General features: G+C 48.1%; 20 protein-coding genes and 1 pseudogene. 20 read left to right on the top strand and 1 reads right to left on the bottom strand.

All coding sequences use genetic code 11. The features are described from left to right. Positions 1 to 37: 37 nt before the first annotated feature. Entirely contained in the window at positions 38 to 820 is a 783-nt protein-coding gene (locus M4D81_RS16575) for a M15 family metallopeptidase (RefSeq protein ID WP_260067355.1), read from the bottom strand. 175 nt (positions 821 to 995) lie between these two features. Between M4D81_RS16575 and M4D81_RS16570 the strand changes: the two genes are divergently transcribed. The 20 genes and pseudogenes from M4D81_RS16570 to M4D81_RS16475 all read left to right on the top strand — a co-directional run bounded on the left by M4D81_RS16570 (position 996) and on the right by M4D81_RS16475 (position 23,444). Further along, positions 996 to 1,556 (top strand): SMI1/KNR4 family protein, encoded by a 561-nt coding sequence (locus M4D81_RS16570; protein WP_260067354.1) that lies wholly within the window; start codon positions 996 to 998, stop codon positions 1,554 to 1,556. A 34-nt stretch (positions 1,557 to 1,590) separates the two neighbouring features. Continuing rightward, positions 1,591 to 2,565, top strand: a complete 975-nt coding sequence (locus tag M4D81_RS16565; RefSeq protein WP_260067353.1) for a phosphotransferase enzyme family protein — start codon at positions 1,591 to 1,593, stop codon at positions 2,563 to 2,565. A 127-nt stretch (positions 2,566 to 2,692) separates the two neighbouring features. Further along, positions 2,693 to 3,289, top strand: a complete 597-nt coding sequence (locus M4D81_RS16560; RefSeq protein WP_260067352.1) for a hypothetical protein — start codon at positions 2,693 to 2,695, stop codon at positions 3,287 to 3,289. A gap of 18 nt (positions 3,290 to 3,307) precedes the next feature. Next, a pseudogene (locus tag M4D81_RS16555) lies at positions 3,308 to 3,433 on the top strand (SAM-dependent methyltransferase); the annotation flags it as partial. A 172-nt stretch (positions 3,434 to 3,605) separates the two neighbouring features. Then, positions 3,606 to 4,826, top strand: a complete 1,221-nt coding sequence (locus tag M4D81_RS16550) for an amidohydrolase (protein ID WP_260067351.1) — start codon at positions 3,606 to 3,608, stop codon at positions 4,824 to 4,826. A gap of 9 nt (positions 4,827 to 4,835) precedes the next feature. Beyond that, positions 4,836 to 6,308: a sensor histidine kinase gene (locus M4D81_RS16545; protein ID WP_260067350.1), complete on the top strand. Its 1,473-nt coding sequence runs from the start codon at positions 4,836 to 4,838 to the stop codon at positions 6,306 to 6,308. 3 nt (positions 6,309 to 6,311) lie between these two features. After that, the gene (locus M4D81_RS16540; protein WP_260067349.1) at positions 6,312 to 7,007 is read left to right on the top strand and encodes a response regulator transcription factor; all 696 of its coding nucleotides are present in this window, start codon (positions 6,312 to 6,314) and stop codon (positions 7,005 to 7,007) included. Positions 7,008 to 7,139: 132 nt separating this feature from the next. Continuing rightward, entirely contained in the window at positions 7,140 to 8,621 is a 1,482-nt protein-coding gene (locus M4D81_RS16535; RefSeq protein WP_260067348.1) for an S-layer homology domain-containing protein, read from the top strand. Positions 8,622 to 8,912: 291 nt separating this feature from the next. Continuing rightward, positions 8,913 to 10,628, top strand: coding sequence for an alpha,alpha-phosphotrehalase (treC, locus tag M4D81_RS16530; protein WP_260067347.1), 1,716 nt, complete (start codon positions 8,913 to 8,915; stop codon positions 10,626 to 10,628). A 26-nt stretch (positions 10,629 to 10,654) separates the two neighbouring features. After that, on the top strand, positions 10,655 to 12,685 hold the full coding sequence (treP, locus tag M4D81_RS16525; RefSeq protein WP_260067346.1) for a PTS system trehalose-specific EIIBC component: 2,031 nt from the start codon (positions 10,655 to 10,657) through the stop codon (positions 12,683 to 12,685). 62 nt (positions 12,686 to 12,747) lie between these two features. Beyond that, positions 12,748 to 13,485: a trehalose operon repressor gene (gene treR / locus M4D81_RS16520; RefSeq protein ID WP_260067345.1), complete on the top strand. Its 738-nt coding sequence runs from the start codon at positions 12,748 to 12,750 to the stop codon at positions 13,483 to 13,485. A gap of 184 nt (positions 13,486 to 13,669) precedes the next feature. Next, a complete protein-coding gene (locus M4D81_RS16515; protein WP_260067344.1) occupies positions 13,670 to 14,452 on the top strand; it encodes an SDR family NAD(P)-dependent oxidoreductase in 783 nt (260 codons plus the stop codon). Positions 14,453 to 14,944: 492 nt separating this feature from the next. Further along, entirely contained in the window at positions 14,945 to 16,027 is a 1,083-nt protein-coding gene (locus M4D81_RS16510) for a Gfo/Idh/MocA family protein (RefSeq protein WP_260067343.1), read from the top strand. A gap of 176 nt (positions 16,028 to 16,203) precedes the next feature. Then, a complete protein-coding gene (locus tag M4D81_RS16505; RefSeq protein ID WP_260067418.1) occupies positions 16,204 to 16,719 on the top strand; it encodes a DUF3189 family protein in 516 nt (171 codons plus the stop codon). A gap of 379 nt (positions 16,720 to 17,098) precedes the next feature. Beyond that, on the top strand, positions 17,099 to 17,560 hold the full coding sequence (locus M4D81_RS16500) for a sigma-70 family RNA polymerase sigma factor (protein ID WP_260067417.1): 462 nt from the start codon (positions 17,099 to 17,101) through the stop codon (positions 17,558 to 17,560). 21 nt (positions 17,561 to 17,581) lie between these two features. Then, positions 17,582 to 19,021 (top strand): DUF4179 domain-containing protein, encoded by a 1,440-nt coding sequence (locus M4D81_RS16495; protein ID WP_260067342.1) that lies wholly within the window; start codon positions 17,582 to 17,584, stop codon positions 19,019 to 19,021. A 189-nt stretch (positions 19,022 to 19,210) separates the two neighbouring features. After that, the gene (locus M4D81_RS16490; RefSeq protein WP_260067341.1) at positions 19,211 to 20,806 is read left to right on the top strand and encodes a spore germination protein; all 1,596 of its coding nucleotides are present in this window, start codon (positions 19,211 to 19,213) and stop codon (positions 20,804 to 20,806) included. A 35-nt stretch (positions 20,807 to 20,841) separates the two neighbouring features. Further along, positions 20,842 to 22,050, top strand: coding sequence for a Ger(x)C family spore germination protein (locus tag M4D81_RS16485; RefSeq protein WP_260067416.1), 1,209 nt, complete (start codon positions 20,842 to 20,844; stop codon positions 22,048 to 22,050). A 12-nt stretch (positions 22,051 to 22,062) separates the two neighbouring features. Beyond that, a complete protein-coding gene (locus M4D81_RS16480) occupies positions 22,063 to 22,302 on the top strand; it encodes a hypothetical protein (protein ID WP_071224003.1) in 240 nt (79 codons plus the stop codon). 17 nt (positions 22,303 to 22,319) lie between these two features. Next, the gene (locus M4D81_RS16475) at positions 22,320 to 23,444 is read left to right on the top strand and encodes a GerAB/ArcD/ProY family transporter (protein WP_260067340.1); all 1,125 of its coding nucleotides are present in this window, start codon (positions 22,320 to 22,322) and stop codon (positions 23,442 to 23,444) included. Positions 23,445 to 23,449: the final 5 nt, after the last annotated feature.

Genomic DNA, 23,449 nt, shown 5'->3' with positions numbered 1-23,449 from the left:
AAACGGACCCGTTACGGCCCGTTTCTTGATTTTTCGATTAATGGGATTGACCCAGATACTGCTCAAGCGTCAGGTTTTGTCTCGTGATTTCTCCTGCAATATAGACGCCCACGTAACGGACATGCCAGGGCTCATAAGAATAGCCGGTTAATTTCTCCTTGCCTTTTCCGTAACGAATGATAAATCCGTACTTCGGTGCATTAGCTTTCAGCCATTTGCCTTCTTTGGTATTTCCGAAGCTTTGCTCCAATGCATACCCTACGGAAGCACTGGATATATCCATGCTCAGCCCGGTCTGATGCTCGCTTTGTCCAGGACGAGCGCTTGTTTTATTAGCGGCTTCGCCCTTATTACGGGCGTTGCGTTCGAATATGGCCTTCTGGGTGGCATAGGATCGGTAGCCTGATACAGCTTTGAGATCGATTCCGTCTTTTTTGGCTGCCGCAAACAATTTTTCGAGCGCAGTTGCCGCTACTCGTTTCATCTGTTTCTTAGGACTGGGTCCCGAGAAGCTGAATGGAATGCGGGGTACAACCAAGTCTTGCGGAACATAACTCGATGGTAGATTTCTTTGCTTGTTGACGAGTACGACGGTGCTTGATAGATTGGTGACCATATTTAAACCATGAACCGTTTTTATAGTCCGGTTAGGAGCGTTGTTTTCCAAAAACGCAGTAAATGATAAGCTGGAAGAAGCTGCAGCGGCTGCTTCCGCCTTGCCGATGCCGGTGCTGCTTAGAAAACTGGATAAGGCTAGGCTTGTGACAACGGTACCGATGATGACTGTGGGTATGATGGATTTTCCGATTTTTTTGTGCATGTGAAGTCCCTCCTCGTTAGCTGTCTCTGAGTATATAAGAGAGTTATATCGGTAGAATCTCTGACTTGTTTCTGAATTGTAAACAAAATAGAATAGATCGAATCTAATAATAACCCATAAATAGATTATAGTAATATGAAATCGTAACAAATTTCTACATAAGGAGACTTTTTAGATGGAAATACGCGATTATATTAAACAAGGGTTTGAGACCTATTACGCCAAATATAGTCAAGTTACGGAGGAGGGATTCTGCAGGTGGATGCGTCCCGACGTTCCTGCAGAGATGAAAGTCGTTGATACCGATGAGGAGTGGTCCATATGGAAATTGGTCCCTTCCGTTGTGGGTGAGGATCATATTGGGGCAATGGAAGAAGAGTATGGATTGACTTTTCCGGAGTGGTATAAAGCATTCATCTCCACGTATCATCATTACTTTGACGTCATACCTGAACAAGCAGTGGACGAGCCGCTGGATAATGTCAGGAACATGTACAATCCCTTGTTGTGCCGGTTGGGATACCTTCCTTTTACATGGGACGAAGAGTACGGAAAGATATGGTGTATCGATCTAAGAGAGGCAGGCGAGGGTTACGGAGCGATCTATGAGATCGAACATGAAATCTTGTTTGATCTGGATGAGGAACGAACGGATCATGCCAAGCTTAAAGAGTCGCTGATATTTTTATATCCGGATTTCAAGGCGTATTTCGACCATACGTTCCTGGAAGGTTGAAACGTTTATCTTTGTCTATAAGGAGAATCGTCACATGCGAAATGAACAGCTGCAGGAAATTTTGAAGCAATACGATATCCGTGAAGCGGAGATTGCGTTTATTCGGCATAATGAAAATCGAACCTATAAGGTAAAAAGCCATGACGGAAGTACATATCTGCTGCGCATTCATCAACCGGTCAAAGACGGCATGGCAGGTCAGCAGCATACATACGAAGGTCTGATGGGTGAGCTGCAAATGCTGGAGCACTTGTCAGACCGAAATCATCTGCTTGTCCAAAGGCCTGTGCGTAATCGGGAAGGTGAGCTGATCACGATCATCGAACACGAGGGGAAGCGTTGGAACAGCTCTGTGCTTACCTGGCTGGAAGGAAGAGACTTGCATAAGGATGACGTAAGCGACCCGGGATTGGTCGAGAAGCTGGGGGCTCGCATTGCAGAGCTGCACAAATTCTATAGCCTATACAAGCAGGAGGGCCTGGACAAGCGTCCGAGTCAGGGGATTGCGTACAATCAATATATGATCGAGGTTATACAGCAAGGATTAGCGAAAGATTTGTTTACTTCCTCCGATGTTTCCATTATTGAAGAAACGATATCGTTGGTTAATGCGCGCCTTGCGGACAGTGGTAACGTTGAAGCTTGGGGGCTTATCCATGGTGATTTAAGCTTGGGGAATATCATCATGACCTCGGATGGAGAACTGAGTTTTATCGATTTTGGTTTTTTCGGACCAGGGTACCATCACACGGATGTTGCAATGGGTGCCATGATGGTTCCTTCGGAGCTTCGGGATATTTTCCTGAAAGGGTATTATGGCCACGATCACACGGGAGAAGATAAGCTTGTTCTGTTAGAAGGTTTCATGCTGCTGGCCATTATCGGATACTATGTCTTTCAGATGGAGAATGAATCCGTGCATGTGTGGATGCGTGAACGAATGCCGAAGCTGTGCGCCGATTACTGTACGCCTTATTTGTCGGGTGAACGCATATTTTATTCCGTATAACTCGATGTCGGCTCAGACGTTATCCGTGAAAGATCATTATAAGCATTCAATCCCTTGGTCAGCACGTTAATCGGGTGATACCATATGAGATGAGATATACAACTTAAGGATTAGAGGTGAACACCGTATGGCGGAAAGCAAACTTCTGCAGCAACAAAAAGCTCTCCAGAATGAGGCTTCTGAAGTAGCAGATGAACTTCGACTTCATGAGTTATTAAGTCAAGCAGGCGAACCGGTGCGTGTCGGCAGCTCAGCCCTCGGGTTGATGGTATGGAGAGACCTGGACATGACGGTAAAATGTACTCGGCTGAATCAACAATTAATAGCACAAATCGCATCGGAACTTATGCTGCGTGCTGGTGTGCGGGAGCTGAAGTTCATCAATGATACCGGAGTTTACAATATGGATCCCGCTTATCCCGATGGGTTGTACATTGGCCTAAAGTATAAGTCTCAACAAGGGAAGGAGTGGAAGATGGACATATGGTTCGTGGATGAACCGGAGAGACAACCCGACTTAAAACATATCATAACGATGCCTGAGCTGCTGACTCAGGAACGCCGGGAAGCGATTTTGAATATCAAAAATAACTGGGCAAGCCATGCTGAATATGGCAAAACCGTGCGAAGCTTTGATATTTATACAGCGGTCCTGGAAGAAAACGTAAGCACGCCGGAGCAGTTTCAGGCCTGGTTGGACCAAAGATCCATGAATATAGAATAAAGTCTATGATTCTAACAGCAAATTGGAGGTCAGATCCAATCCGGATTTATGATTGCCGGGTTATACGAGGATTCCTTCGGAGGCGAGAAATTGTTGGACCGTTATGCGAACAGTTTTATTGCGACAAGGGCCATAAAAGCTTAACAGCTTGCCCATTCCCAAGGCTTCATCAGAAGAGTCATCCAAGCGGGTGGCTTTTCTTTTTTATGTATATGTAAAACTTAAGTAAATCCTACTTTTTAAATATTATCCATATCATTTTTCCTGTGATAGCATGATCGTATATCTGGTAAGCGGAGAGAGGAATGATAGATATATGAGTTCAGCATTTTGGTTAACCAATGCCCGGTTAGAAAGCGGATATGAAGTTCAAGATGGCGTTATTACGGGAACAAAGACGGAGATTCGCCATATATTCATAGAAGATGGGAAAATCGCGAAAATTATAGCTTCGGACATAACGATAACAGACGAGTGGCCGCAGCACGATGTGAAGGGTTTATTGCTTCTGCCATCCTTTATCGAAAAGCACTGCCATTTGGATAAAACGCTGCTTGGTGACCGATGGCGTTCCGTTACGCCGGTTTCCAGTATTTTTGAACGTTTGGCAATCGAGAAAGCGACGCTTCCTGCGCTTGATACCTTGACGCAGGACCGTGCGGAACGGCTGCTTGATATTTACCTGGAGTCCGGGGTGACGCATGTTCGAACGCATGTCGATATTTATCCGGAAGCCGGATTAGACAATTTAGAGGCGGTTCAACAGGCATTACGCGCGTTTGAAGGAAAGTTATCTTATGAGATCGTAGCTTTTCCGCAGCATGGTTTGCTGCGCTCGAAATCAACGGAGTTAGTGAGACAAGCACTTCGCAGAGGAGCAAGCCTGGTCGGCGGAGTTGATCCAGCGACGGTGGATGGCGATATCGAAGCGTCCTTGCAGGAAATGGTGGGGCTCGCCGTGGAAGCCAATGCGGGCATTGATCTGCATCTGCATGATGCCCATCATCTGGGAACCTTCACCATGAAGCGGTTAGCACAGCTGACCATCGAGGCGGGTCTGCAGGGCAAGGTGGCGATCAGCCATGCCTTCGGACTGGGTGATATTCCACTATCCCAAGCACAGGAAATGGGGGACTTGCTCGCTGATGCGGGGGTCGCCATTATTACGAGTGTGCCCATTGGCCGGAAATTTCCGCCGGTTGGTTTGCTGCACGAGCGCGGTGTAGATGTGGCCGTCGGATGCGACAACATTTTTGATGTGTGGTCGCCCTTCGGAAATGGGGATGTGCTGGAGCGCGCCGGCCGACTGGCCGAAATATCCAGATGGGTGGATGAACGCGCTTTAGCGCAAACGCTCCAATATATTACCGGTGGCATTACACCGCTGAATCATGATGGGGAGCAGGTGTGGCCGCAGGTCGGAGACGTCGCCAGTATCGTATTGGTCGAAGCTTCTTGTTCAGCTGAAGCCGTTGCGAGAAGATCCAAACGCGTGGCGACGATGTTTCAGGGAAACATCGTTTCCGGTTCGCTTTAGGCGAATTTTATGTCCATTCGGATTAAGCTGCTGCTGTCCTATACCGGTATGCTGGTCATTAGCCTGCTGGTTTTCGTCTTGACTGCCAGTTTGTTTACGATTGCGGCTACCGGCGATGTTCACGGTATTCGGGATTTTTATAAAGTGCACTACCAGATTAACCCGCTCACGGAACAAGAGGAGTCTATTTTCCTCGAATTAAAATATCTTGCCAAGAACGAGCCGGATGAACTGCAGAACAAAGAGCTTCTGACGGAATACGATTTTAAGCTGAGAACCGTACGAGCGGGACTGTACGTCCGCAGAGAAAACGACCAGGTCTTTGAGTCCAACACGATGAACCAGCCTGAACTGGAAGCAAATCTGCCTCCATATGACCTGAACAACAATCAGATCCGCAATACCCTTAACATCGGTGAACGGTTCTATGCATATGCCAAATATGATTTCCGGTATTCGGACGGGGCCAAAGGGAGCGTGTACGTCATTCGCGAGCGAAGTCCTTTCGGCGAAGTCACACGCAAGCTGCTGCCCATACTTGTCTTGAGTCTCGTTGGTATCGTTGTCGTTGCGAACGTATTGTTATATCGTTGGATCACGCGCAGCGTGGTCAAACCGCTTGATATGCTCCGAAATTCGGCGGAACACATTAAGGAGGGAAATCTCCAGTTTTCTCTGGATTTACAATCCAAGGACGAAATCGGTCAGTTAAACGAGACGTTTGAGAATATGCGGAAGCGTCTGCATGAATCGATTCAACTGCGGCTTCAGGATGAAGAGAATCGGAAAGAGCTGATCTCCAATATCTCTCATGACTTGCGCACTCCCATAACGAATATTAAAGGGTATATCGAGGGCATACGAGACGGTGTTGCGGATACACCGGAGAAAATGGATAAATACGTGAACATCATTTACACCAAAACCATTGATCTGGATAAACTTGTGGATGAGTTGTTTCTCTATTCCAAGCTTGATTTAAAGCAGGTTCCGTTCATGTATGAGCATGTCGATATCATCGGTTTTATAGACGATTGCATTGATGAGCAGCGCTACGTGTTGGAGGAGAAGGACATTTTGCTGGAGTGGAAGGAACGCCCCGGTGATCCTGTCGAGGTCATTGCCGACCTGGAAAAGTTGAAGAGAACGGTGCTCAATATCATTGGGAATGCCCAAAATTTCATGGACAAGCAGCACAAAACCATATGCGTCTCCACGTACCTTTCTCCGGAATGGGTAACGGTTGAAATCCGGGATAACGGCACGGGCATCGCACCAGAAGCGATTCCTCATATATTCGAAAGATTTTATCGGGCGGAGCCATCCCGCAATTCTGCAACGGGCGGCAGCGGACTAGGGCTTGCCATTGCCAGCCAGATCATCGAGGGACACGGGGGTACCATCTGGGCGGAGAGCGAGCTGGGCGTCGGCACCAGCCTGTACTTTACCCTCAAACGAGCGAATATGAAGGAGGCACTTTAATCCATGACGGCACGTATTCTCATCATTGAAGACGAGACAACCATCGCTCAGTTGGAGCGGGATTATTTTGAGTTGAATGGATTTATGGTTGATCTATGCCATACAGGCAATGAGGGATTGAAGCTTGCCCTTCATGAGGACTACAGCCTTATCATTGTGGACCTTCAGCTGCCCGGTATGAATGGCTTTGAATTATGCAGCCACATCAGGAAGAACAAGGAGGTACCGATTCTGATCGTATCCGCCAAGAATGAAGAGATCGATAAAATCCGTGCTTTCAATCTCGGTGCCGACGATTACATTACCAAGCCGTTCAGCCCGAGCGAATTAGTCGCAAGAGCCAAAGCCCATTTGATGAGATATGTGAGGCTTATGGGCAAGCAAAGCCCAAGTCCAAGCTCAGAAATTCACATTCGCGGTTTGGTTATCGATAAATCGGCGCGAAGGGTGTTCGTACGCAATCAGGAGGTCGAGTTCACAACCCGGGAGTTTAACTTGCTGGAATTTCTGGCTAGTCATCCGAACCGGGTGTTTAGCAAAACGGAACTGTTTGAACGGATATGGGGCATGGATTCCAGCGGGGATATTGCAACCGTAACCGTCCATGTCCGTAAGCTGCGCGAAAAGATGGAGCTGGATCCATCCAATCCGCAGTACATTGAAACGGTCTGGGGGGCTGGCTACCGCTTTTCGGTTTAAATAATTTAGAAATTGTTAATAAAAGTTTTCGAAACGCTTAATCCCAGCTTTCTTGGGAGTTTAGGACTCTCCTCTATCATGGAGATATGACAATCAAGGCTCATATTTCAACGATTCAGGGAGGGTTTACCAATGAAAACATATTCTAATAAACTGGCGGCCATGATGGTGGCAGCTGCTCTGGGAACGGCTTCGCTGCCGTTACATGTTCTGCAAGTCGAGGCTGCGGGAGCTCCGCTGGCTGTCCAAGATATAGAGCAAGCCACTCAAGTATTGTCCCAGCTTCGCGTGATGCAGGGTTACCAGGATGGCTCGATGGGGATCACCAGTCCGATCACGCGGGCAGAGCTGGCGAAAATGCTAGTGCTTGCGTTTGGTCTTGAAGGCAAAGGGGAGACAGAGCCAAGCTTCACGGATGTGAATCCAAACGCGTGGTATGAGCGGTACGCATCTGAGCTGGTAGCGCAAGATATTATGCAGGCACCGGACGGACGTTTTGACCCGCGGGGAACCGTTACCCACGCCGAGCTGGTACAAATGGTGTCGAAAGCACTGAAACGAGATGCCAAGTCCGTGGATTACTGGGCAAAGCGTTTCTATTTCGAGGAAGGCCAAACCACTCGTGGTCAAGCTGCCTACTTGATCAGCATTGCCCATGAGGCGATTCCGTCAGAAAAAGCCAAAATCACCAGTGTCCGCGCACTGAATGCGATAACCCTGATCGTCACTTTTGATGCTCGATTGACCACAGACAATGAGGCGTTTGCCAAAGCCAAAGAAGATTTTAAATTGAACAATGGACTAGAACTCACCAACATGCCGCGTTTGAAGACGGGCTCCATTTCCACTTACATCGTCCCAACCTCCGTTCAAAAACCGGGTACATCGTATACGCTTACCTATAAAGGGAAAACAGCAGGTACATTTACGGGTAATAGCACGAAGTTGGACATGACAGAGGTTAGACAAGTGGCTCAGGATACGTTTGAGCTGGAGGCACTTAAAGAGAACGGCGTCGTTGACTACGGTTATGTTATTTCCGCTTATAGCGGAGGCCGCGGAGCCAATGCATTCGTATTGGATGAGAACAACAGCGCCGATGGAAAAGTCTATCAGATCATCTCGTCTGGGCAGGGCAGAGAAGTCATGATTACGCCTGCAGGCGGACAACCTATCGTGGCCAAATACGTACCATTCACCCAGTCCACGGATGGCAAACAAGAACCGAAATTCCGTTTGCCTGAAGGCCAGGCACTGACGCCGGGTGTTACCTATACCGTTACCTCGGATTGGGCACAGATTGCGAACCCGACTTTCGTTGCGAAGAGTTTCGAACCGCTGGATATCATCGGAGCCGGGGCGATCAGTGAAAGCTCTGTTTCCATTACATTATCCGATGACCCTGGAGATGAGCTGTTCTCCGGTCGGAGCATCGAATTGATTGACACAGAGGGCGGCAAGCTTATGGCAACCTATAAATATTCAAGCCGCAAAGGTGCAGTAGGCGTGTTCGATCTTAATCAGGAGGGCAAACTGAAGCCAGGAACGACTTATACGATTAAACCGGTCGGCAAATGGGCAGGCGAAACAACGGCGGTTCTGACCGTGAATTAATAAACTGTGGGAAAATGAATACCCCATATGATAAGGATGAGCTCAAGAGCTCGTTCTTTTCATATGGGGTTTATTGCATTTGATAGAAACCATTTTATCATTTGGGACATTCGGGGTTAGCAATTCATTCCACGAAATCAGAAAAAAATTCCAACTAAATTGTTATTTCTGTAGTCGAAACGTCCGGGAAGTGGGTATTAAATGTTAAACGATTGACAACCTGTATATACATGTATATGATTTCCCTATATGCAACCTGTATATACAAGATGACGAGGAGGACGAAGTTTCATGTTGAACCCAGAAACCCAGTCTCAAGATTGGTGGAGAACTTCGACGGTTTATCAAGTATATCCGAAGAGCTTCAACGATACGACCGGCCTAGGTACCGGCGATATACGCGGGCTCATGGAGAAGCTGGATTATATAAAAGGACTTGGCATCGACATTGTGTGGCTCCAGCCGGTGTATGTTTCTCCGCAAAATGATAACGGTTACGACGTAGCGGATTATTGCAGCATAGATCCTGCATACGGGACGATGGACGATTTCGATAAGCTTGTTGCCGAATTAAAAAAGCGAGACATGCATCTGATGATCGACATCGTCGTGAATCATTCATCGACCGAGCATCGATGGTTTAAAGAAGCGGTTTCCTCACGCGATAACCCGTATCGCGACTATTACATCTGGCGGGATCCGGCAGAAGACGGCGGCCCGCCGAATAACTGGCAATCCAAGTTCGGAGGGCCAGCTTGGCAGTATGACGAGGGATCAGGGCAATATTATTTGACATTGTTTGACAAAACGCAGGCAGACTTGAACTGGGAGAACGAGAAGGTACGTGCAGAGGTTGTGGATATCCTCACCTATTGGGCGGAAAAGGGAGTCAGCGGATTCCGGATGGATGTCATCAATCTCATATCGAAGGATCCCAGTTTTCCCGATGACGACGGTTCCGTGGCGCCGGGCGACGGACGCAGGTTTTATACGGACGGCCCCCGAGTGCACGAATACATTAAGGAATTGAACGAAAAAGTGTTCAAGCCTTACAATCTCGTCACGGTGGGAGAGATGTCCTCCACAACCTTGGAGCATTGCATTCGATACTCGAACCCGGAGGAGAATGAATTCTCCATGACGTTCAACTTCCACCACTTGAAGGTAGACTATCCCAACGGGCAAAAATGGGAACTCAAGCCATATGATTTTGAGGAGCTGAAAAGAGTGCTCTCCGATTGGCAAATCGGCATGCAGAAGGGCGGCGGCTGGAATGCCCTCTTCTGGAACAACCATGATCAGCCGCGAGCGCTGACCCGGTTCACCAATGATGGCGAATACCGCACGGAAAGTGCAAAGATGCTGGCCACGACGCTTCACGGGTTACAAGGCACGCCATATGTGTATCAAGGCGAAGAAATCGGCATGCCCGATCCGAAATGGAATGATATCTCCGAGTTTCGGGATATTGAATCTTTAAACATGTACACCATTCTCCAGGAGCAGGGTAAAACGCCGGAGGAGGCTGCCCACATCGTCAAAGTACGCTCGCGCGACAACTCCAGATTGCCTATGCTGTGGAATGACGGCGACCAAGCCGGATTTACGACGGGGACGCCCTGGATCAAGATCGATGAGCGGTATCCGCTGATCAATGCGCAATCCGAAGTGGAGAATCCGCAATCGATCTATCATCATTACCGGAAGCTGATTGAATTGCGAAAGAACATTCCGGTTATTACGGACGGTGAATATGTTCGCCTGGATGAAGGTCATTCCGAAATTTATGCGTATGCCAGAACGAACGAGGAGCAGACGCTTGTTGTCATTTCCAATTTTAGCGACCGCGACGTTTCGTTCGAGCTTCCGAAGACGTTGTTAGACAATCTAACCGAAAGTCAATCGGTTCAACTGTTAGTCGGCAACACAACGGAAGAACCGGACCTTACTCCAACCGTTGCACTTCGACCGTATGCATCCTATATGTGGCTTATTCATAACAACTAAATCCATAATGTCAGGAGCGTAGAGCTATGGCCATTGATCGTAAAAACGTGGAGCGCATTGTCGAGGCAGTCGGCGGAAAAGACAATATCGAAGCCGCTACGCATTGCGTAACCCGATTAAGATTTGCCCTTGTGGACGACAGCAAGGTGGACTCCCAAGCTCTTGAAGCGAACGATCTGGTGAAGGGGCAGTTCTCGTCCCAGGGACAGTTTCAGGTCGTGATCGGACCGGGTCTTGTCGACCAGGTTTATGATGAAATGATGGACATCACCGGCGGAGCCAGAGTTTCGAAGGATGAAGTGAAGAACATTGCGAGCAAGAAGCAAAATCCGCTGCAGCGGGCGATCAAAACGCTTGCGGATATATTCATTCCGATTCTGCCGGCCATCGTCATGGCAGGTTTGCTGCTTGGTATCAACAATCTGCTTACGGGACCGGGTATCTTCTATGAAGGACAATCGTTGATTCAGGTCCATCCCGAGTGGGCGGACGTAGCCTCGATTATTAATCTGATTGCAAGCACCGCCTTTACTTTCCTTCCTGTTCTGATCGGATGGTCTGCGGTAAGACAGTTCGGAGGCAACCCGCTGCTCGGGATTGTACTGGGCCTGATCCTGGTAAATCCGGATCTGCTCAGCGCTTACCAGTATGCCGATGCCAAGCTGGAGGGTACGGTTCCTGTCTGGAACCTGTTCGGTTTTGAAGTGGAGAAAATCGGTTATCAAGGCCAAGTGCTGCCGGTTCTAGTCTCGGCTTATATTTTGGCCAAAATCGAGAAGTTCCTGAACAAACGCGTCCACGACTCCATTAAGCTGCTTGTTGTGGCCCCCGTGGCCCTGTTGGTGACCGGGTTCCTCGCGTTTGTTCTGGTGGGTCCGATCACGTTTGCCATCGGCAACGTCCTCACTTCAGGACTTGTCAGCATTTTTGATTCCTTTGCCGCTCTGGGCGGCCTGATCTACGGCGGACTGTACGCGCTCCTTGTCATTACAGGGATGCATCATACCTTCCTTGCAGTGGACATTCAGCTCATCGGCAGTGAAGGCGGAACGTTCTTGTGGCCGATGCTGGCATTGTCTAATATTGCGCAAGGTGCCGCAGCGCTGGCCATGATGTTTATCATGAAGGAACAGAAGGCGAAAGGACTTGCCGTTACCTCTTCCATCTCCGCCTTCTTGGGGGTCACAGAGCCGGCCATCTTCGGGGTTAACGTTCGTCATAAATATCCGTTTATTTTCGGCATGATCGGATCCGGAATTGCCGGTGTGCTGCTGGCTGTGAACAACGTTCTGGCTTCATCGATCGGCGTGGGCGGGATTCCGGGATTCCTATCGATATTCCCTAACCAGTGGGGCGTCTTCTTCATTGGCATGGTCATTGTATTGGTTATTCCGTTCACAGGGACATTGCTGTTCGGGCGTTACCAGTTGTCCAAGCAGTCTCGACGTACAACGGAAGGGAATCCTGCTGGCTCGGATGCAGCAGAACAAGCTGTTCCAGCAGCATTGAACGGCAGTTTTCAGTCCGAGTCATTCGACTCGTCAGAATCGGCGAATAGTCCAACTACGAAAGCGGCTCAAGAAGCCGTGGTCGATATCATGGCACCGATCAAAGGGAAAGTGGTTCCCCTGTCTGAGGTGCCGGATCCTGCCTTCGCGGATAAACAGATGGGACAGGGCATTGCCATCCTCCCGTCCGAAGGAAAAGTGTATGCTCCTTTTGACGGACAAGTCGCGCATCTGATTAAGAAGAGCAAACATGCCATTATTTTGACGGATACGAACGGAGTTCAGATCCTGATTCACGTCGGTATCAACACGGTCTCCTTGAAGGGAGAGGGATTCACGGCTCACGTGGAAACAGGTGCGGAGATAAGCAAAGGGCAGCTGCTGCTTGAATTCGATATGGATCGGATTCAGGAAGCCGGTTTACCCGTCATTACGCCGGTCATTATTCCAGATGGGCAGGAACATATTCAGGAGGTTACGGAGTTTGAAGGCGAAGCGTTTTCAGGCGAAACGCGAGTGCTTCAGGTGACTCTCGGTCATGGAAGCTGACAGTTCCGATGCAGCATGTAATAGCCGCTGGAAAATGGTACAATAACTGATGGTGATAAAGGATGACGAACAACATTTATTGGACGCTATACAAAGATTATGCCGACAAAATCGAAACCGGCGCTCTGCAGCCCGGCAGCAAGCTGCCCTCGGAAAACGAGCTTGCGGCTACCTATCAAATCACTAGGGAAACGGTACGCAAGGGACTCAATTTGCTGGCTCAAAACGGTTATATTCACAAGGTAAAAGGTAAAGGTTCTTTTGTGCTGGATACAGGCAGAATGAACTTCCCGGTAACGGGGCTCATCAGTTATAAAGAGCTAGCGGAACGGTTAGGCCGGAAGAGCCGAACGATTGTATATGAGACGGAATGTGTTCCGGCCGGGGAGGGAATTGCAAGGGAGCTTCAAATTCATCCGGATCGGCTTGTATGGAGGGTCATCCGTGCAAGGGAAATCGAAGATGAGCGCATCATTCTCGATATCGATTATTTGCTTGCCGACATCGTAACGGGTCTAACGAGAGATATTACCGGCGATTCTATCTATCAATACCTGGAGCAGGAGCTCCATCTGAAAATCAGCTATTCGAAAAAAATGATCTCCGTTGAACGAGCTACTACGATGGACCAGTCCTATATGGATCTTGGAAACGATACTCATGTCGTCGTAGTCCGGGGCTACGTTCACCTGGAAGATACCACGCTTTTCCAGTATACGGAATCGAGGCATCGATTGGATAAATTTCAATTCGTTGATTTTGCAAGAAGAGAAACCAATCATGATTTTGGAGAGCAATAGAAGTGATTATGCAGCCGCGAATTCATCGCGGCTTTTTTATGTTGTCTTGACAAGCTTACCGGGGATTTGGTTAACGGGGCGATGTGCCGGAGAATAGATGGAAAGAAAGAGGAAATTTCCTTCTTGATGTTGAAGCTATCTAGTAGGGATTGTCCGATAATCAAGGTAAAGGAGTCGATAGAACATGGACTTGGGACTGACAGGAAAAGTCGTGTTAATCACCGGAGGAAGCAGAGGGATAGGCCTTGAAACCGCGGTTGCTTTTGCTTTGGAAGGTGCCAATGTTGCTATTTGTGCACGGGATGAGGCTCAGTTAAAAGCTGCGGCAGACCATATCCGACAAACAGCGGATATCGAAACGCTAACCATCGCAGCGGATGTTACGAAACCTGAGGATTGCATACGAGCGGTGAACGATACCGTGCAGCATTATGGACAGCTTGATATTCTGGTGAACAACGCCGGAGCCGCCGCAGCCAGGCCATTTGAACTGATTGACGACGAACAATGGGCATCGGATCTGGATCTCAAGCTGTTTGGCGCGATACGATTCGCGCGTGCAGCTGTCCCTCATATGGGAGAGTCCGGCGGGGGTGCGATTATTAATGTCACGACATCCTGGGCCAAAACGCCGCCGGCCTCATCCATGCCAAGCAGCGTCAGCCGCGCGGCAGGGCAAGCCATGACCAAGGCCATGAGTCACGATTTGGCGAAAGACCAGATCCGGGTAAACACCGTATGCATCGGAACGATACGCAGTGCACAGCTTGAAGCACGTTGGAAACGTGAATCACCTGAACTCACTTGGGAACAGTATGCCCGGGACCCACGCCATAACATTCCGCTCGGACGTATTGGAAACACGGAAGAAGCGGCAAAAGTTATCGTATTTATGGCATCCGATGCTGCTTCCTATGTTACAGGCACTTCCATCAATATTGACGGGGGTTCAGCTCCGTCTTTGTAAGCCGTTAGCAATTAAGAACGCGGGAGGTCTTGGATGTGAAGCATGAGGTCGTGATATCCCTCAATTATCGGCCGCCGCCGGCGCCGTGCTTATGGCATTTCGCAGTTTGGGTCTGCAGGTGGATTCCCATAGGATTGAATCCATGCGCAGGCACCCTCATGCTACATGATAGAATTCAATTTTTTCATAATTTATATTATGTAAACTATGGATCGTGTGCAGTAAGAGCCCCATTTGCCTAATGATGTTCTTCTCATAAGGATGTCGTAATTTTATATATGATTTGTCGCATAGTTGGACTAAAAAAATGAGTGAGATGTGATACCTTATATGTGGATGTCATGGCAGCTAAGTTCATATCCGGAGACCGAAGAGATGTTGTGGCAGAATTACATACATAAAAGCCCGCCTGCTCTTTAAGGCGTTATGGATAGGCAGGACTTTATATTTGAAGTGTGATTAAAAATTAATGAAAAGTGATGGTGATGATTCATGTCTAAAGTGTATCGTATCGGAATTATCGGCTGTGGCGGTATCGCAAATGGGAAGCATTTGCCGAGCTTAAGCAGATTGAACAACGTGGAGCTCGTGGCATTCTGTGATATCGTCCTTGATCGGGCAGAAGCTGCTGCTAGCAAGTACGGGATTGAGGAAACTAAAGTGTATAGCGACTATAAAGAGCTGCTGCAGGATCAAAGCATCGATATCATTCATGTTCTGACGCCTAATGACTCGCATGCCGAAATTTCCATTGCTTCCCTTGAAGCAGGTAAGCATGTCATGTGCGAGAAGCCGATGGCAAAAACGGCTGCGGATGCCAAGCGAATGATGGAGACCGCGAAGCGCACAGGCAAGAAATTGACGATCGGATACAATAACCGATTCCGTGAAGACAGTCTTTACCTGAAACAAGTATGCGAAGCCGGTGAACTCGGAAATATTTATTTTGCCAAGGCTCATGCCGTACGGAGAAGAGCGGTTCCAACTTGGGGCGTGTTTTTGGATGAGGAAAAACAAGGCGGCGGGCCGCTTATCGATATCGGTACGCATGCTCTCGATTTGACCCTCTGGATGATGGATAATTACAAACCGAAGATCGTCCTCGGTACCACTTACCATGAATTGTCTCGCAAAGAGAACGCGGCAAATGCTTGGGGACCATGGGATCCGGAAAAATTCACGGTCGAGGACTCCGCGTTTGGTATGATTGTAATGGAGAATGGCGCGACCATTATGCTGGAATCCAGCTGGGCGCTCAATACGCTGGATATCGATGAAGCCAAATGTACGCTGAGCGGTTCGGAAGGCGGAGCCGACATGAAGAACGGTCTTCGCATCAACGGCGAGAAATTCAGTCGTCTGTACACCAACGAGATCGAATTGAATTCCGGCGGAGTGGCGTTCTATGACGGGAAGAAAGAGCAGGCTCCGGATGTTGAGATGAGAAGATGGATCGAGGCGATCGATCAGGATAAGGATCCTGTCGTAACCCCGGAACAAGCTTATGTCGTATCTCGAATTTTGGAAGCTCTCTACGAATCCGCAAAACTCGGCAAAGCCGTTTACCTGGACTAAGTTTAGATTTATATGATGAATTAATCATGCAAAAAAGCCCTGAGATTCAGGGCTTTTTTTATTTCGATCATATTGAATCTAGCAAAACTGGATAGGTGATTGGGGAGGAATAGGATATAGTATAGATTAATGGGGCATAATGAGCTCATTACATCATGAAGGCAGGGTTATATGAAATGATATTTATTTATAATGATTACGGTGGAACCCACACAACCTCACTGGCATCCGCGTATCATCTAAATAAATTACCCACGCATCGGCAGCTTACTACAGAAGAGATTCTGGCGGTTGACTGTTTTAATAAACTCAATACTTCCGACATGGGCAAACTCGTTTTTCACGGGCTGGATGAGAACGGGAATCCGGTATACACACTTGGAAGAGGCTCATCCAAGGTAGTCATACCAGCTCTAAAAAATTTGAGCCTGATCCTTCAAGACAAATATCAGAACGCAGAACCGATTGTATATTCCAATACTTCGCCTACCGTTCCATTGGTCATGACGATTGGAGGATTTTTAACTAAAAGATTAAAATTGAGTTTTGTAGGCGATCCATTATTAATCGCAGGCGCGAAGCAGTGCTGCAGCAACATCCGTGAACTGGTTCTACATACCAAACAAACTGCAGCCGCGAGGTCTGGAACAGAATCCGTAATCGTTATGGAGAACAAAAATTTCTCTTCTTAGCTATGCGAATCGCTACATTCATATGAGAAGTTAGACCAATTTGCATAAGAAACTCCAAACGAATGATGACATAGGGCGTTCTTAAAGAACATGCTTACGGCGTTTGCTTAAAGCGTCGAGGGGCCTGCAATTCCCTGCATCTGAGTTTGAATGACAATTAAAAGAATGACGTCCGGGTCAATCGATTTTCTGGATGTCGTTTTTTTTGTTTGTCCGCGAAACAATTTTCCTGAAAATCAATCGATTTTCAGGTGAGCCGCGTCTTACTTTATGAGTGGACGATATGGCGGCTAATTTCCCATTACCCAAAGACAGAAGAAAGGGGGACGGTGGGGTGGAGAATACGGTAAACGAAGTCAAGTTGTCGGATTCGAAGGAGATGGAAGAAGAAGCTTTTTTCAACCATTTATCAAGCGAACAACGGAAATTATACTCCATAGCATTCAGTTATATGAGAAACGAAGCCGATGCGCTGGAAATCGTGCAGGAAGCGTCCTGCAAAGCTTGGATGAAGCGCAAAAAGTTGAAGGATGAGCAGGCGTTTGCCCCTTGGCTGATCCGGATCACGATCAACTGCTGCATGGACGAGCTCCGGCGCAAAAAACGCATATTTCCGGTGGAGGCATTGAGGGAAGAGGCTGCGCAGGAAATGCAAAGCAATGATCGGATCGATCTTGAGCAGGCAATGGATCGGATGAAGACAAAATATCGGCACGTCGTGATGCTGAAGTATTACCAGGATATGACTACGGCAGAAATTGCAAAAGTGCTCAGAAAACCGGAAGGCACGATTAAAACCTGGCTGCGTGAAGGGCTGAAGCAGCTTCGGAACTACGTCTAAGGATAGGGAGGCGAAAATACCATGCTGGACAAAGAACAGCGCGTACTTATGAAAGATTCAACCGTGTTGAATGAGAAAGCCAATTCCCTCCCGGAGTCTAAGCTTTCAACTGCGGTGCGGGGGGGAATGGAACGGGGGAGGAAACGCGAAGTGAAGCGTATGTATTCTTACGGATTGGGAGCCATGGCAGCAATGACTGCCGCAGCTCTCCTCATGTTCACGATGGACGGATCTCCATTTACGGGGAAGCAAGACCATCTTGTCCAGACCTCCAGTATCGGCAGCGTCTATAATCTGGAATCGTTCCCGACTGAAAGGATTAAGGATGGCTCGCTGAGGAGCGCGCTTGAACGAGGTCTCATACAGCCAATCAACCAGGCCATGGAGAAAAAGGGATATCGCGTGGAGATTCTGGGATCTGTATCCGACGGCCGGAAGTCCTTTGTTCTCTTTAATGTGCTTAATCATAGTGACAAAGATATCATCGTACGGGATTTCACGCTAGATTACGGAGGTTACGAAACGCCGTCAGTTGGAGCCATGATAGCCAATATGAGCGGGAGCGGACAGATTCCCCCAGGGCAGAACTCATATTATGCCTATTCCACGAATCTTTTGCCAACGGATCCTTATACGAATAAAGCAAGCATTCATATTACCTTATCCGATACGTCAGATCGAGCCTTGAACTCTAACAGTAAGAAGTACTTAACCAGCATGGATTTCTCTCTGAAACTCGAACCCAATATGTTTGAAGACAATGAACGAGCTTATTACCCGGATCGTACATTGAAGGTAGATGGACAACGGATTAACGTTCGCCAGTTGCTGTTTACGCCTCTGAACACCTATGTGGACTTGGAATATGACCACGCCAATGAGAAACAGATTTTCAAATTGCTGAATCCGGTTCTGATCGGAAAAAGCGGGGAGCATACCGAGAAGTTATATTATCCTCAAGCGATCTTAAAGGATGACGCCAAAGTTACGCTGGTTTACAAGAACAGCCAGCTGGATCAGTTGGATACGACCACATTCAAGGCGTTTGGCATCGCGGCCGTGAATAAAGACGAGATGAACATCGTTGTTGATCTGAAGAAGAAACAAATCATCGATGCACCGGACGAGCTTCTGCAAATACTCCCGTCCGATCAGGAAGCTGGCGCAGGAGAAGTATATTTTCAGCGCATTCTCGAAGGAGCTCATGCAGCTGAAAGCTTCGGGATGTGGCTGGAGGACAGCTTCACCGATGCCTCGGGGGTGAAACATAGCAGGTTATCGCCAGATAGCAGCAGTCACAGTGGACTCCTGACGTCGGTTAAAGATGATACCATAGAAGACACTACGGCCTATAATTTTGGGGAGGACGCGCTTGAGTATCCGCAACCGCTTACGATAGGAGTCAAACAATACTGGATTCCGATTAAGGATAGTCAGGCTATAGACCTGCTCAAGAAATGAAATAATTAAATGTTAAGGATACACGATTGTCCCCTCATGGCAGAAAAGAGATCATGATCTCAGTGAACTCTACATTGTGTCTATGGGGGGATATTTGTATTTGTTATGAAAGCAATCCAATGAAAGTTTACAGCTGGTTTTCTTCGGTAATAATGGGGGAATAACATCTGAGAGAGGGAGGATGTTCCCATGCGGTATCGAAGAAGAACCGGCTATTCCGTCAAAAACCGCATCAAAGATACCCTACCGGCTAACACATCGATTACAGATCCCGATGCCTTAAGCCCGGATATACAAAGCAATCTAAACCATATCAGAGCAGCCCTCGGCAACAGCACCGATATCGTGATCAGGGAAATTCCGCTGGATGAAGAGGAGATACACTATATCGCTATCGTTTATACGGACGGCTTGGCGGATCAAAAGATCATCTCGGAATCCATCATGATGGCCGTAGCAGATATTGCGAAATCCCGGGTTAGGGATGATTCGGAACATTCGAAACCATTCGACGGGCAAAAGATATTAGAACAAATTTCCCTCGTCAATCAAGAGATTCAGTCTATTACCGATTATAAAAAGTTGTTCCATTCCTTATTGTCGGGAGACACCATTTTTCTGGTAGATGGATTGAATCGAGGCATCGCGGCAGGTACACGCGGATGGAAGGACCGTGGGGTCATGGAAACATCGGCGGAGAATGTCGTCCGTGGCCCGCGCGAGTCCTTTTCGGAGTCGCTGCGAACGAATACGGCCTTGATTCGCCGGAAAATCAAGGATCCTCAACTGTGGATGGAAACGCAACAGATCGGTCGAGTGACGCAGACGGATGTCGCAATGATGTACATTAACGGCATTGCAAACGATAAAATTGTCGGGGAAGTCCGCACCCGGCTTGGACGAATCGATGTGGACAGCATCTTGGAGAGCGGCTATATCGAGGAGTTGATTCAGGATAAGACGTTAACTCCTTTTCCTACCGTTTATAATACCGAACGTCCGGATGTGGTTGCGGCCGAGCTGCTGGAAGGGAAAATTGCGATTATCGTGGACGGGACTCCGTTTGTACTGGTTGTTCCGGCTCTCTTTGTCTCCTTCTTGCATGCTGCGGAGGATTACTACCAGCGCGCGGATATCAGCTCTTTCCTGCGCTTGCTTCGCTACCTGAGCATATTTATTTCTTTGCTTGGACCTTCCCTCTATGTTGCCATAACCACCTTTCATCACGAAATGCTGCCGACAAGGCTCCTGTTCGGACTGGCTGGGCAGCGTGAGCAGATCCCGTTTCCTGCCTTTGTCGAGGCGGTCCTTATGGAGGTTACTTTCGAGATTCTGCGGGAGGCAGGCGTGCGGCTGCCCAAAAATATCGGATCGGCGATTTCCATCGTAGGCACATTGGTGATTGGGCAAGCCGCCGTTGAAGCGGGGATCTTCTCGCCCGCCATGGTCATCGTGGTTGCGATCACGGCAATTTCCAGCTTCGTCGTTCCATCCTTTAATATGTCCATTGCTTTTCGGATGCTTCGGTTTCCGTTAATGGCCCTTGCCGGATCCTTTGGCCTGTTCGGCATCTTAGTGGGGATCATCGCTCTAATTCTCCATTTGTGCAGCCTACGCTCGTTCGGAGTCCCGTACATGTCGCCTTTCGCGCCGTTAATTCCGGAAGGGCAAAAAGATACGATATTGCGACTGCCGCATTGGATGCTGTTAAGTCGCCCCCGACTGATGAATCAGAACAACCAAAAGCGCAGAAAAAGCACGCCGCCCCAAAAATCGCGGGAATAGATTATTGCAGACCAGCGGGAAAGTGAGTGAAATGGATGAAACGGATCTTGGCGTTGATTCTCCTGCATATCGTCATCACGCTTTTTCTGAGCGGTTGCTGGAACCGCAGGGAATTGAACGATTTGGCCATAGCTGTGGCCGCTGGAGTGGACTGGGTGGACGGCCGCTACCGTTTAACTGTCCAGGTTGCCAACCCCGGGCAGCTCACCGCCAAAAGAAGTGGAGGTCCCCAAGCGCCGGCTACATTGTTTACGGCAGAAGGGGACACTATTTTTGAAGCCGCACGGAGGATGACGCAGAACAGTCCGCGAAAAATTTATTTTTCCCATTTACGGATGTTTCTGATGGATGAGGCGATGGCAAAAGAAGGGATTGCCAAAGTTCTGGACTTGCTATCCAGGGATCATGAATTTAGACCCGATTTCTACCTGGTGGTGACCAAAGGAGCAACGGCGGAGGAAACGTTAAAAATCATGACGCCCATGGAAACCATCCCCGCAAATAAACTTTACGAATCGCTGCAAATCTCCGAGAAGGTATGGTCACCCAGCATGGCCGTAACGCTGGATGAATTGATAAGTGATTTGACCAGCAGCGGCAAACATCCTGTGCTTACAGGATTGATAATAGCAGGGAATCGGGACATCGGAAAAACGAAGAAGAATGTAGAAAATATTAATACGCCAAGCCAATTGAAATATTCGGGGCTTGCCGTTTTCAAAAGGGACAAGCAGATTGGATGGTTAAACGAGAAGGATAGCAGAGGGTATCGACTTATTACGGGGCACGTGAAAAGCTCTGTCGATTTCATACCTTGCCGCCGGAACGATGGAAAGGTTATTGTGGAGACGCTTAGGTCCGAAACGAAGCTGAAGGGAAGGATGGTCCAATCCCGTCCTGAAATGGATATCCGAATTAATATGGAGGGAAATATCGGCTCAGTAGAGTGCGGCGGCTTGGATCTGTCTCAACCTGATACCGTAAGAGACCTCGAAGTCCAAATGGAAGAAAGACTAACCCAAAGCTTAGAGGCGGTTATCGCTAAAGTACAAACGGAGCATAAAGTGGACATCTTCGGCTTCGGGGAAGCTTTTCGCCGTGCGCACCCGAAGGCGTGGAAAGGGATGAAGGACGAGTGGGAAGACCGATATTTTCCGAGTCTCGAGACCCATATCCAGGTGAATTATAAAATCCGGCGTACAGGAACTACCAACGATTCATTTCTAAATGATATCAAGGAATGAGGCGATGATTTCATGCTCAACATCGCGATTATAGCGGCTTCAGCTGTGATCTTAACCTGGCTGGAGCTGCCGAGGATGCTACGGGAAAAAGAACACAGGGAAATCTGGGGGTTCGCGGTACTCATGATCATTGGCATGGGAATTAGCGTGACTCAAACGGTCATGAACGATATTCCAACTCCCTTGGCTATGATCACGGTCGTATTCAAGCCGCTCAGTGATTGGCTCACTGCCATCGGTTTGATCCAATAAGAAAAGGAGCGGGAAAGATGCCCGTAGTCAAAATTTCACTGCGTCAGGTCAGCATATTAACTGCCATGTATACGATCGGAAGCGCTATTCTTATCGTTCCTTCGGGTATGGCTTCCATTGCTAAGCAAGATGCTTGGATTGCCTGCTTGGTCGGGACCGGCCTCGGATTCATCATTTTGGTGCTGCAGCTGCAAATGTTCAAAAAATATCCGGATACGAATCTGATGCAGTTGTCCGAGAAGCTTTTTGGAAAATGGATCGGCAAGATGATAAACGTTCTCTTCCTGCTTACGTTGTTCCTAGGCGGTCCCGCTACGGTGTTACATGAAATCGGTATTTTCATGACGATTCAGATGCTGCCGGAAACCCCGATTCAGGCGATCATCTTCTTATTTGGAGCCTTGGTTGTGCTGGGGGTTCGTTTAGGCCTTGAAGTGCTGGCTCGTTCAGCGGAAATGCTCTTCCCATGGTTTCTTCTTCTGTTTGTATCCATGAGTTTATTATTATTGTCAGAGATTGAATGGGAGAATGCTATGCCGATTTTCGAATCGGGGGTTAACCCCCTATTTCCAGCCGCGGTCTCTTTCGTTAGCATTGCTTTTCTGCCGCATATCGTATTGATGATCATCTATCCGGGGGCTGTCAACCGCCCGGCCGAAGCTTACAAGGCCGTTTATATCGGCAGTCTATTTGGCGCGATGGTGCTGTTTACGATTATTGCCTTAACCATCTTGGTCCTGGGACCGGATATAACAGGAAGAAACCTATATCCAAGTTATATGCTGGCAAAAAAAATCAATATCGGCAATTTCCTTCAGCGTATTGAGGCAGTCATGGCCGTGATGTGGTTTATCACTTTGTTTTATCGGATTTCCTTGTATTTCTATGCCATAGCGATAGGCATAAGCCAAATATTTCATATTAAAAACTATCAGCCTCTGGTCGTTCCACTCGGTTGGATTCTGGCTGCGGTTTCCGTCTTCATCTATCCCAATGTTCCATACAAGTTGGTATGGGACAACAAGACTTGGATTCCGTACACGATTACGATCGGATTAATTCTCCCGCTGTTGTTGTTCGGCATGCACGGATTGCGTAAAATAGGGTCCAAAAAAACAAAAAAGTCCTCGAAACCCGCCTGAACGGT

Origin of the sequence: Paenibacillus sp. p3-SID867 (genome assembly GCF_025142895.1) — a bacterium.
Taxonomy (GTDB): domain Bacteria; phylum Bacillota; class Bacilli; order Paenibacillales; family Paenibacillaceae; genus Paenibacillus_AQ.
Note: the sequence above shows the minus strand (reverse complement) of the source record. Positions and strands in the feature narration are given on the sequence as shown.